The sequence below is a fragment of the Porphyromonas levii genome, from assembly GCF_018206105.1.
Lineage (GTDB): Bacteria > Bacteroidota > Bacteroidia > Bacteroidales > Porphyromonadaceae > Porphyromonas_A > Porphyromonas_A levii.
In genome coordinates this window covers 23,219-32,297 of the sequence record NZ_JADRGN010000025.1, presented here as the reverse complement: position 1 = coordinate 32,297, position 9,079 = coordinate 23,219, and the positions used below count along the sequence as shown (strand labels likewise).

Genomic DNA, 9,079 nt, shown 5'->3' with positions numbered 1-9,079 from the left:
GATAATTAGAGGTCATAAGGCAATGGATGGTGCAGGTGTGCATCTAACCCGAGTATTGGGTATCAAGACGACTAATTCCTTTGATCCTTTCCTGATGTTGGATGGTTTTGACTCGCACAACCCAGAGGACTACATCAAGGGGTTCCCTTGGCATCCACACAGAGGCATAGAGACGGTAACTTATCTTATTGATGGAGCAATGGATCATGGGGATAGCCTTGGTAATAAAGGCTCAATCCTCGCTGGCGGTGTACAATGGATGTCTGCCGGCTCTGGGATTATTCACCAAGAGATGCCGCAAGCTTCTCAACACATGCTGGGGTGTCAGCTGTGGGTCAATCTACCGCGCAAAGATAAGATGAGTGAACCAAGTTATGGTGATATTGTAGCTAGCGATGTGCCAAAGGTAGAGGAGCCCAATGCTGTGGTGCGTGTAATTGCTGGAAACTACAAGGGTACCAAGGGCGGTTTCGCTCCTAAGTATGTCCAGGTGACTTATCTCGATGTGGCACTTAAGCCCGGCGAGACTTGGGAGTACAATGGTACTGCCAATAATGAGACGCTTTTCACCTACCTGTTCTCTGGTGAAATGGCTGTGAATGAGGCTTTGGATCAGATGGAGCATAAGGGTTGCGCCATCCTCTATAGCGCATCTAACGAGAATAAGGAGGAGTGCGAGACTGTGCGTATCAAGGCTGGTGCCGAGGGTGCTCGCTTTGCTCTATTCGCTGCTGAGCCTTTGCGGGAGCCGATTGCTTGGGGTGGTCCTGTAGTGATGAATACCCGCCAAGAGCTGGAACAAGCCTTCGACGAAATGGATAGAGGTACTTTTATCAAGGATAATGCTGCAATGGCCTAAGCCTCTATCGAACAGCGCTTCTCGGGTAGAGGTGTTCTGTAAATAGGTTGAAATGTGAAAGAGGCTACGCAATACCACTAGTTGGTTTGCGTAGCCTCTTTCATATCTGTCGATATTCGCCGATAACTTATCGGAGTCTTAGGATGTCCCCCTCCACTGGTGAGTAGTCTAGAGGTAGGTTGTTGAGCTCATAGAGAGACGACAATTGTATACCATAGGTTTGAGCAATACTATGAATAGACTCTCCTACTTGGATCACGTGCTCGAAGTGAGGTGGAATAGCTCGCTGTAGTTTGCGCTCTAGGTAGATGACATCGCCCTTCTCAAGAGGATAGCCCTCGGGAAGATCATTGTATTTGGTGAGTCGGCGTTCAGAGAGACCTAGCTCTTTGGCTATGCTACTCAGGGAGTCGCCCTCACCTGCAAGCACGTAGTGCAGTCCTGAACTGATATATACCTGACGGATATTGTCGGGAGTAGTGGGCTGCGTGATGGTCTTCTTCTTTGCAGGCTGTGGTGTCGGCTTATCGTAGGTATAGTGTCTGCCAGGGTTGCCAGCGTCTATGAGATACAGGCGATAGTCTTCGATGATCTTGATAAGCTTATTGGCGTAGCCTCGGTCGGTGGCATAGCCTGCTTTTTGTAACCCTCTTGCCCAGCCTTTATAGTCCTTATCATCGAGCCGAAATAGCCCTTGGTAGCGAGGCTGCTGTAGAAACTGACCATGGTCTCTAAAGGAATCCTCAGCTCTGTCGTAGGAGCGAAAGCACTCATTGGGTCGGTCGTCATTGTGAAAAGTACGATTACCACGCCAAGAGCGGTGGCACTTGATGCCGAAGTGGTTATTGGCTTGGGTGGCCAAGGTACTGAGACCAGCACCACTTTCCAGCAATCCTTGGGCTAGGGTGATACTTGCGGGAATGCCATACTCCCGCTGGTTAGCTAGAGCGATATTGGCATAACGCTCCACATATCTATTGTAGGGATTACCACTTCTCGCCACTGGCACGCGCTGGCTTTGGATAGTTGTGGATCTACTGGAGGTTCCACAACTGCTGGAGAGAAGCATGAGGACTACTATGGCAGAGCCCAAAAGAAATTGTCTCGTCATATTATTATTCGTCGTTACGTATAAGTTTTATGGTGTTGCCCTCCCCGCTCGCTATTGGCAGTGTATGGGTAGAGTCAATGGTGAGGCAGTAAGGCAGAGCATTTTCTTTGCCTGCGGCTACCATCCGAGGGTAGTGGTTGCTCTCCTTGATATAGTCTGTGAGCTGATGTCTGTGCGCTTGCCAAAGCTCTACCATCATACGGGAGGTGTCGGTGACAATCTCGTGCGTGGCAGAGAGTTGGTCACAGAGCGCAGCGGCAAAGAGTGCATCTTCCTTGGAAGGTCTCCCTTGCCAGCCTGCGCAGATAGCGAGTACATCTTTGTCGTGACAATACTCCGCTACTGCGGAAAGATTGATAAAAGTACCGATGACAGTCGTATACCCTTCGTTGATAGCTGCCTTGATGGTTCGGGTGCCATTGGTGGTAGTGAAGTAGATTTCGGCTCCTCCGATAGCGTCCTTGGTATATTCTGCGGGGTCATTACCGAACTGTGCAAAAGGGCAGCGTACTACATTCCTTTCGGCACCTACTATTTTCCCTTCAGCTGCGATGCGCTCTGCCTCCTCGATAGTCTCGAGAGGATAGATGGCTTTAGCCCCGTTGTGGAGTGCCGTAATCATAGTAGCAGAGGCTCGGAGTACGTCTATAACCACTGCTACAGTCCCTGGCTGCCTATGGGCAGTCAATAGCTCGGGTGTGAGTACAATATCTATCTTATGTTTCGTATTCATAGACCTGAGAGGTTTTGGAGCACAGAGCTAATCTTGGCAGTATCTGACATCATCGAGGTGAATTCCCCTACCGTCTCTGTGTAGTGGGTAGGAAAGGCAGGACTCTTGTAGCTCATTTGGCTAGCTTCTTCGCTTTGGAAGGTGCCGTGGACTTCCTTTACCCCTGTTTGCATAACGAGTTCACGGACATTGTCGGGGCGTATGCCTGCGCCTGCCATAATAGATATTCTGCCGCTGGCTAGGCGAACAAGTCGAGCTAGTCTATCTACGCCCTTGGGGGCTGATACCTCTCCGCCCGAGGTAAGGATGCGCTTGAACCCTAGCTGTATGGCTACTTCAAGCTCTTCCTCTAGGTTGCAGGTGCGGTCGAAAGCACGGTGCAGCGTAGCGGGTCTACCTCCACAAGCCTCTATGAGACGAGCATTGGCCTCCTTATTGAGGCGACCGTCCTTGTCCAGTACCCCAAAAGAAAACCCCTGGGCTCCTAAGTCGCGATAGGCTCTGATATCCTCAACCATCACGGCTAACTCGGTCTCGGAGTAGATAAAGTCGCCTCCACGTGGACGGATGATAGGAAATACTGGAATCTGGACAAGCTCTAAGGCTTTCTTAACTGTGCCAAAAGAGGGCGTCGTGCCCCCTTCTGGCAAGGCTGCGCATAGCTCTACCCTATGCGCTCCACCTGCTTCTGCCGCTATGGCAGAGGGGACTGAGTTGATACAAACTTCTATTGTAATCATTTTACTTATATCTATTAAGGATGTCGTTGAGGCTCGTGAGCTTCAGCTCCTTTAGTGTCGTTTGAGCTGTAATATCGGGATGAGTAATCACGATAGTATAAGAGCGGTTGGGGAGGATATCGCAGAAGTTGTCACTGTATTGCGCTCCTTGCCAAGGGCTTTCGATAAATAAATCCTTGATAAGATAGGGACTCCTTATGGTGAGTTCCAACCTCCCTTGACTTGCTTGGGCAGATACCTCTGGCGTACTCTGCTCCAGAAGCATCTCTTTAGGCTTAACTGGGTAGTAGACTTGGCGCGCAAGGTGTTGCCCATTCTGGTTGGTGAGCGTCAGCTCTAGGTACATCTGCTTTTGTGGGAGGGAGTCGGTGAGCTTCGTAACCAGGGTACTAAACGGGCTGGCTACGGGTGTGAAAGAAAGCTGGGTGCCCCACAGCTCCTTGCCCCTATAGTCATAACCCTTAACTGAGACTTGAAGCGGGGCTAAGTTTTTAGTAATATGGTCTGAAGCGATCCATAGCTCCAGCTCGTCCCCTCGCTCTACAAGGTCTATGATATATGGTGCATAAGCCTCCCGAGCATAGTAGTGGAGCGCCTTGTGGTTGCCCCAATAGTCTACACTCGACCAGCTAACGGTGGGCCATACATCGTTGAGTTGCCAATAGAGCGAGCCCATATTCATGGGGAAAGCTCTGCGAATAGCCCTGATGGCATACGCTATGCCGTGTCCCTGAAGTAGCTGACCGACATAGATATAATCGGAGAAAGCCGTGGGCACTGGGTAGTCGCGCTCCATGTAGTCGGTAATCCGCTGATTGCCAGTAAAGGATCTCTGCCTATTCTTGAGTATTGGGCTGTGAATGGAGAGGGTGTCTAGGTCGTATCCGGGAGCGAAACTCTGGATCGTTTTTATTTCTGGGAAAGCTTGGAAACCATACTCACTAGCAAAGCGCCCGGGGTTGATATCAAACTCCTCGAAGCGCTTCCCGCCAAACCAGACTCGCCAATTGTGGGCGTCTCCACTACGGAAGCTCTCTGGGATGCCCCAGTTGGAGCTGAGGGGAGAACCGTCTATGTACTGCACGTGTGGTACGAGTACATTAAGCTCGTTTGGGATAAAACCCTTGAAGAAATCATCGTAGTCCCTCAGCATCTGTGCATACTGCACATCTGTATAGCCGTATTTCGGCTTCCAGCCCCAGTGCTTTAGCCCTTCGCGAACCTCGTTATTACCGCAGATGAGAGCGAGTGAGGGGTGATTGCGGATACGCTGAAACTGACTCCTAAGTTCCAGAGCAACGGACGCCCTAAAGGCGATGTCATTGGGATAGGCAGTGCAAGCAAAGGGAAGGTCTTGCCATACTAGGATGCCGTACTTATCGGCAAGAGCGTAAAACTCCTCGGTCTCGTAGATGCCGCCTCCCCATATTCGGAGCATGTTGAAGTGTAAAGGAAGGATATCCTCTCTGAATATATCCTCCAGCGACCTGCCCCCTCCGCCAAATCGCCTATCGTGCGGGAGGTAATTGGCGCCCTTAGCATAGAAAGGTCTATTATTAACGATAAAGGAGAAGGCTTGACCTATGCTGTCCTTGCTGAGGTCAAGTCGGATCTCCCTAATACCGAAATGAGTGGTGTCGTTTACCGCAATCCCCTCTATCTCTACTTCCCTAATCAGCTGATACAAGTGCTGTTCGCCCCAGCCGTTGGGTTGCCACAGCATTGGTTTACTTACTATAAAAGAGCCATCTTCATTCTCTTCTACCCTCCGCCCAAGTGGGTCTATCAGTTTCAGGGCACGTGGATTGCAGGTGTTGTCGCTCACTGTTACCCTAGCTTGCTTTGCCTCTCCATTTTCGTCCCATTCTATCGTACTCCTTATATATAGGTCATCTAGTTGCCCTGTGTCTATAGGAGAGAGTGTTATGGGGTGCATCACGCCCATGGATATCATCCGTGGTCCCCAATCCCAACCATAGTGGTAGGGGGCGGTACGTACGAAAGGGCTGTATTTGATTTCCGTACGGTCGTTATCGGCGGGGTACATAAAACCATTGGCGAGGTACATAGCATGCGCTTTGCGTGTAGGTGAGAGGAGCCTCAGTACTAGCCGATTCTCTCCAGCTCTTAAGTGCTTAGAGACTATGATATTGTGCTTGGTAAAGAAATTGTCGATACTTTCAACCAGAGCCCCATTGATATACACTTCGGCAAAAGTATCCACCCCATCGAGCGTTAGTTGGTAGTGCTCATGGCGGGCGAGTTCGGTACTGTCGATGTCGAAAGACGTTACATAGAGCCAGTTGTTATCACTTACCCACTGCACGGAGTCCTCATTACTTCCAATGAAGTGGTGTGGTAGTGCGCCCGCCGCTATAAGTGTACCTTGTACCGTTCCCGGTAGTTCTGCTTGGTAAGTCGTAGTGTCGCCATCCATCTGTAGTGTGAAGTGGCGCAGCACCTGTACTCTCGTCTGTCCCTGAAGTCCTCCCGGTAGTATCATAAGTAGCGTGGCGAGAAGCCACCTTGCCCTAATCGTCAAAATCCTTGCCATTATCTAATAAAACGCTATTCCGCCCGCACTGACAAAGGTAATAAAAATGCGCTGATTGTACGATATAGAAGAGGGGAGCATAAAATATGGTAGTTTGTTTTGCAAACTACTAAATTGTTTGTATCTTGCGCCTGGAAGGCAACGTCGCCTCCCCTTAGTAAATATTGTTATGATTAAGAGAACATGGATGGTATTAGTAGCTCTGCTACTTGGGGTTGCCAGTGCATCGGCTGGTGATGTAAAGAAAAACTTCGACCTTGATAGCTCGCCAAGGATTATTGAAGTGAGTAGTGCAATAGATGTGGAGGTGATATCCTCCAATCGGAATATGATGGAAGTGGTGGGTAGTGCCAAGGCTTTGAAGCAATTTGAATATTCCCTCAGCAAAGGCAAACTAGTCTTGAAGCGCAAGACGAAGCTCTTCGATAACCTCGTATCTGGAAAGATAGAAATCAAGCTCTACATCACGGGGGTAAAAGATATTGTTTCTATCGAGGCATCGGGTGCTTCAGCGGTTGAGCTTGAGAGTAATGTACCACTTGCTTTGCGCACACTTGATATTTCTGGAGCTAGTAAGATCTCTATCGAAGGACAGGTGCGGATTTTTGGCGCTGACGTTTCGGGAGCAAGCAAGTTGGACTTCGAAGGCTCCGCTCAAGAGATGATTCTAGATCTATCGGGCGCTTCTCGTGCTGAGGTTGATGTGTTATCCGTAAACGAACTATCCGTGGATGTCTCCGGAGCAAGTGGCATGGAGCTTACTGGGAAGGTAAGACGACTAGTGGCCGATGTGTCAGGCGCATCTAGGCTCGATGCCCAAGAAGCCGTCATCGAGGCTGCTTCTCTCGAAGCTTCTGGTGCCAGTCGTATTACTGCTAAGCCCATCAAAGTGGAGCACAGTAGCGCTACGGGAGGCTCGTCTATCCGTCAGTAAATTGTGACTTATGCCAATAAAAGAGTGGCTACACGTGATCGAACCAATCGCGTGTAGCCACTTCTTAGTTATACGGAGTCTATAGTTACTTATAGAGGTAGCGCTTGATACTTTGCTTTGGAGTCTTCTCAAACTCTCCCTCAAGTAGCTCTATGGCATTGATCTGAGCAAATGCTGCAATCGCTTGATTGACTGTCTTACGATTATGGTTCATAACTTCCAGAATCTGCTCCTCGGTAGTATGCCCTGCCTTACTTAGCCCATCCCTATCAATAGCGAGTATCGCCACGATTTTCTTGTCGCGCTGTACTACGATGGCATCATTTACAAAAGGTTGCATAGATAGCTTAGCCTCTATCTCCTCAGGATAGATGTTCTGACCATCGGGTCCCAATAGCATTGCCTTGGAGCGCCCCTTTAGGAAGATGCAATCGCCCTCGATGTACCCAAGGTCGCCCGTATGCATCCAGCCGTCCTCGGTGAAGAGCTCCTCAGTGGCCTTGGGATTCTTGTAGTATCCTTTGCATACATTTTCTCCCTTCACCTGTACCTCGCCTACCATTTTCCCCTCTATTCTCTGAGGATTGTCTATACGTACCTCCTCTATCTTATGCAGAATATGCCCTGAGGACTGGCGTTTGAATATCCTGTGGTTGGAGTACGAAATTATTGGTGAGCACTCGGTCATACCGTAACCAACGGTCACCGGAAAGCCTATGCTCAGGAGGAAAGACTCCACCTCGCTATTTAGGGCAGCGCCACCTACAATAAACTCCTGGATATTGCCGCCAAGTGCGTCAATGAGAGATTGGCAGATGCGTTGTTTCACCTTGCCTCTAATAATAGGGATGTTAAGAGCTAGCTTAATCTTGGGGTCGTTGAGCTTTGGCTGCAAAACGTTCTTATAAATCTTCTCTAATATTAGTGGCACAGAGAGAACCAAATTGGGCTTTACGTCCTTTAGCCCCTTGCTCAGGATATGTGGCGTAGGCTTGGAGCCTAGTATATACACATGGGCACCTTCTGCCTGAGGTAGTAAGAAGTTGAAAGCACAGCTATAGGCATGGGCATTGGGGAGGAAGCAAAGCATCTTATCGCCTCTGGTAACCAGTTTGGAGTCGATACCAAATTGGACGTTGGCAATGAGGTTATTCGCTGTTGCCATTACCCCTTTGCTAAATCCCGATGTCCCCGATGTGTAGCTTATAAGCACTACTTCCTCATTGCTCACCTCGGGATATTGTACATCCGCCTTGGTAAATCCATTGGGATACCTTTCAGCAAATAGAGCTTCCGCATCTGTGTCTTGGGCAAGTGCACTGGTGCTCAATGCCTCTACGGTTTTCAGTGTCTTAACTCCGAAAACGCCAGTCACCATAGGGTGTGCTTCAGGCGATAGCGAACGTTCGTGCTCCTCTCCGACAAATACGAGTTTGCTTTCGCTATGTGCGATGATGTGTTGGATATCATCGGCATGAAACTGAGGTAGAATAGGCACAACTACTGCGCCGTAAGTGACAATGCCCATCCAGGTCATACACCACTCTGCACAGTCTTTGCCAATCAATGCTATCTTATCCCCTTTCTCTATTTGGTTATGCTGGAGCATCAGATGTACTTTTGCTATCCATTGAGCCATCTCAGCATAAGTGTAACCTTTCTTCTCCTCGTAATTACTAAATACGGGTAGCTCCCAATGCTCTTGGTACTTACTACCCATGAACTGAACAAAATTCTCAGATATCATAGATATATATTGCACATATTCAAAAATTATGTGCAAACTTATCAAGAAAATAGCAAACAGCCAAAACCGAATCTCGGTCGGAGCTAATTGTTTGAGCCATAGGAAATAAAGTGAAGACGTAAACTACCCAAATTTTTCTCTAGGAATAAATAAATTTATTTGTACAGATAAATATTTTTATTCCTAGAGAAAAATAAATTTATTCCTAGGAATAAATTTTGCTCCTTGGGCGAGCCACGACATGTACGAGTGCTAACCGTTATGGATAGTACTACGTATACATGGTTGTTGCACGAAAGGAATGCTGTAGTTTGCTACGTATAACAGTCTCTATTTGTTGGCGTGGGAGGGTAGGTTGAGGGCAAATAAGCAAAGGGCTATGCGGCACAACGAATTCAGTC

Annotated in this window: 7 protein-coding genes; 2 read left to right on the top strand and 5 right to left on the bottom strand. The window is 48.6% G+C overall.

The genetic code is table 11. The features are described 5' to 3' along the window. Window position 1: 1 nt before the first annotated feature. The gene (locus IX315_RS06455) at window positions 2-859 is read left to right on the top strand and encodes a pirin family protein (protein WP_342356946.1); all 858 of its coding nucleotides are present in this window, start codon (window positions 2-4) and stop codon (window positions 857-859) included. Window positions 860-986: 127 nt separating this feature from the next. Here IX315_RS06455 and IX315_RS06450 read toward each other — a convergent pair whose 3' ends face one another. The 4 genes from IX315_RS06450 to IX315_RS06435 are packed head-to-tail and all read right to left on the bottom strand — an operon-like array spanning window position 987 to window position 5,997. Beyond that, a complete protein-coding gene (locus IX315_RS06450; RefSeq protein WP_018359020.1) occupies window positions 987-1,970 on the bottom strand; it encodes a glucosaminidase domain-containing protein in 984 nt (327 codons plus the stop codon). Window positions 1,971-1,974: 4 nt separating this feature from the next. Next, a complete protein-coding gene (locus tag IX315_RS06445; protein WP_018359019.1) occupies window positions 1,975-2,703 on the bottom strand; it encodes a 2-phosphosulfolactate phosphatase in 729 nt (242 codons plus the stop codon). Then, window positions 2,700-3,443, bottom strand: coding sequence for a copper homeostasis protein CutC (locus IX315_RS06440; protein ID WP_018359018.1), 744 nt, complete (start codon window positions 3,441-3,443; stop codon window positions 2,700-2,702). The genes IX315_RS06445 and IX315_RS06440 overlap by 4 nt, the downstream gene beginning before the upstream one ends. A gap of 1 nt (window position 3,444) precedes the next feature. Continuing rightward, the gene (locus IX315_RS06435) at window positions 3,445-5,997 is read right to left on the bottom strand and encodes a beta-mannosidase (protein ID WP_211635290.1); all 2,553 of its coding nucleotides are present in this window, start codon (window positions 5,995-5,997) and stop codon (window positions 3,445-3,447) included. A 169-nt stretch (window positions 5,998-6,166) separates the two neighbouring features. On the opposite strand from IX315_RS06435, the gene IX315_RS06430 reads away from it, so the two are divergent. After that, a complete protein-coding gene (locus IX315_RS06430; RefSeq protein ID WP_083900402.1) occupies window positions 6,167-6,931 on the top strand; it encodes a GIN domain-containing protein in 765 nt (254 codons plus the stop codon). 85 nt (window positions 6,932-7,016) lie between these two features. Here IX315_RS06430 and IX315_RS06425 read toward each other — a convergent pair whose 3' ends face one another. Beyond that, window positions 7,017-8,678, bottom strand: coding sequence for an AMP-binding protein (locus IX315_RS06425; RefSeq protein WP_211833648.1), 1,662 nt, complete (start codon window positions 8,676-8,678; stop codon window positions 7,017-7,019). Window positions 8,679-9,079: the final 401 nt, after the last annotated feature.

Excerpts from the sequence above, each read along its gene's own strand:
- IX315_RS06445 (WP_018359019.1), bottom strand. The coding sequence starts at position 2,703 with ATGAATACGAAACATAAGATAGATATTGTACTCACACCCGAGCTATTG.
- IX315_RS06430 (WP_083900402.1), top strand. The coding sequence starts at position 6,167 with ATGATTAAGAGAACATGGATGGTATTAGTAGCTCTGCTACTTGGGGTT.
- IX315_RS06435 (WP_211635290.1), bottom strand. The coding sequence starts at position 5,997 with ATGGCAAGGATTTTGACGATTAGGGCAAGGTGGCTTCTCGCCACGCTA.
- IX315_RS06425 (WP_211833648.1), bottom strand. The coding sequence starts at position 8,678 with ATGATATCTGAGAATTTTGTTCAGTTCATGGGTAGTAAGTACCAAGAG.
- IX315_RS06450 (WP_018359020.1), bottom strand. The coding sequence starts at position 1,970 with ATGACGAGACAATTTCTTTTGGGCTCTGCCATAGTAGTCCTCATGCTT.
- IX315_RS06440 (WP_018359018.1), bottom strand. The coding sequence starts at position 3,443 with ATGATTACAATAGAAGTTTGTATCAACTCAGTCCCCTCTGCCATAGCG.